Origin of the sequence: Methylopila musalis, from assembly GCF_042679725.1 — a bacterium.
Taxonomy (GTDB): Bacteria; Pseudomonadota; Alphaproteobacteria; order Rhizobiales; family Methylopilaceae; genus Methylopila; species Methylopila musalis.
In genome coordinates this window covers 1-1521 of the sequence record NZ_JBHTMX010000340.1, presented here as the reverse complement: position 1 = coordinate 1521, position 1521 = coordinate 1, and the positions used below count along the sequence as shown (strand labels likewise).

Here is a 1521-nt window from a genome sequence, read left to right as displayed (position 1 = left end):
GGCGCTGTTCCACCACCACCCGGAGGCCTGCGCCGTCCGGCTCGACCGTCTGGCGGAGCGCGCGGCCGAGGTCCGTCCGGGCACGCTCGTGTCCCGCGCCGGGCTCACGCTCGATCTGTGATATTCCGACGAGGCATTTGGAAGGGGACACACGACATGACGGGGAACAGGGACACATCGGGCCGCGCGCTCGACCGCCGCGCGGCGCTGCTGGCGCTGGCGGGGCTTGCGGCGGCGGGGCAGGCCATGGCCGAGGCCTCCGCCATCGGCGAGGTCGCGGAGCTCGACGGCGGCGCCTTCGCCGAGCGCAACCGGGTGCGGCGGCTCGCCATGCGCTCGGAGGTGCTGCTGGGCGACACGGTGTGGACCGAGGCCGCCTCCCGCGCCGCGCTGGCGCTGCAGAGCGGCTCGAAGGTCTATCTCGGCCCCGAGGCGCGGCTGACCATCGACCGCTTCGTGGCGGCGGGCGGCGATCTCCGCCTCGGCGCCGGCGCGCTGGTGTTCGACCGCGCCGAGGGCCTGCCGAAGACCGACATCGAGGTGCGCTCCGCCTTCGGCCTGATCGGCGTGCGCGGCACCCGCTTCTTCGCGGGGCCGAGCCGGGGCGTGTTCGGCGTGTTCGTGGCCCGCGGCGCGGTCACCGTGGCGGCGGCGGGCGTGACGCGCCGTCTCGGCGCGGGCGAAGGCGTCGACATTCCCCGGCGGGGCGCCGCGCCCTCCGAGGTGAAGCCGTGGGGCAAGGCCCGGATCGACGAGGCGCTGGCCTCGGTGCTCGGCTGACGGCTCAGCCGGGCAGCGGCTCGTAGACCTCGAGCCGCCCGAGCCCGCGCAGCTCCACCGGCCCATGGGCCCGGAAGGCGACGCCCGGAACCCGCGCCCGCGCCGCCGGGCCGACGCAGACCGCCGTGCCGAGCGTCTTGTTCAGCGCCTCCAGCCGGGCGGCGGTGTTCACCGCGCCGCCATGGGCGGTGTAGTCCAGCTTGGCGCGGGAGCCCACGTCGCCCACCACCGCGAGCCCGGTCTCGACGCCGACACGGGTGCGCCCGAAGCCCAGCGCCGCCATCTCGGGCGCGGCGCGGAACGCCTCGCCGAAGGCGGCGATGGCGAGCGCCGCCCTGACCGCGCGCTCGGGATGGCCGTCGAGATCGAGCGGCGCGTTGAACAGCGCGTGGGCGGCGTCGCCCACCAGCTTGTCCACCATGCCGCCATGGGCGGTCACGATGGCGGTGACGCCGTCGAAATAGCGGTCGAGCGCGCCGACCACGGTCTCGGCCGGATGGGCCTCGGCGAAGGCGGTGAAGCCCTCCACGTCGGTGAACAGCGCTGTCACCTCGCGCCGTTCGCCCGCGAGCTTGATGAGGTCCGGATCGCGGGCGATGCGCTCCACCACGGCTGGGGCGAGATGGCTCTCGAACCGGCGACGGAGCGCCGCGGCGCGGCGGCGAGACTGGACCGCCGCGACCAGCCCCGCGCCGCCGCCCGCGAGCAGCGCAACGAGCGCCGGCGAGACGGGATCGACCG

2 protein-coding genes are annotated in these 1521 nt (G+C 76.0%); one reads left to right on the top strand and one right to left on the bottom strand.

The features are described 5' to 3' along the window. The first annotated feature begins 156 nt into the window (after nt 1-156). Nucleotides 157-780 carry a FecR family protein gene (locus ACFQ4O_RS17435; protein ID WP_378777632.1) on the top strand — a complete coding sequence of 208 codons (624 nt, stop codon included), beginning with the start codon at nt 157-159 and terminating at the stop codon, nt 778-780. A gap of 4 nt (nt 781-784) precedes the next feature. Here ACFQ4O_RS17435 and ACFQ4O_RS17430 read toward each other — a convergent pair. After that, on the bottom strand, nt 785-1521 hold a 737-nt coding region (locus ACFQ4O_RS17430; protein ID WP_378777631.1), incomplete at its 5' end, for an adenylate/guanylate cyclase domain-containing protein.

What these genes read in the sequence shown, in the direction of transcription:
- ACFQ4O_RS17435 (WP_378777632.1), top strand. Translation starts at nt 157, where the DNA reads ATGACGGGGAACAGGGACACATCGGGCCGCGCGCTCGACCGCCGCGCG.